Source organism: Xanthomonas pisi DSM 18956 (assembly GCF_001010415.1).
Classification (GTDB): Bacteria; Pseudomonadota; Gammaproteobacteria; order Xanthomonadales; family Xanthomonadaceae; genus Xanthomonas; species Xanthomonas pisi.
In genome coordinates, this window is sequence record NZ_JPLE01000220.1 from 1 (window position 1) to 327 (window position 327).

Annotated in this window: 1 protein-coding gene; it reads left to right on the forward strand. The window is 38.5% G+C overall.

The genetic code is table 11. The annotated features are described in order from the left end of the window. Window positions 1-327: baseplate wedge subunit and tail pin (locus Y887_RS20790; protein ID WP_046965619.1), on the forward strand; the 327-nt coding region annotated here is incomplete at both ends.

Genomic DNA, 327 nt, shown 5'->3' on the forward strand with positions numbered 1-327 from the left:
GTATTACACAATTACGCAGTTCTTATTCTCGCCGCCAAATACGTATTTTAGATTCGAAATTAACAACCCGTCCTTCCTTAGAAGGAAGTGTATATGTCGCTGATTTGTCAACTTTGAAATCTATTCCTTTTTCCGCATTTGGAGTTAATCCTCCAGAACCGGTCAATACCAATTCTTTAGAAGTTCGTTTTAACGGTATTCTTCAAGAATTAGCTGGTACTGTTGGTTTACCTATGTTCAGATGTGAAGGAGCTGACGCAGAAACTTCTACTGAGTGTTCAGCTTTAGGTGGGACTTGGGTTACATCTAACACAGATTATTCTATTG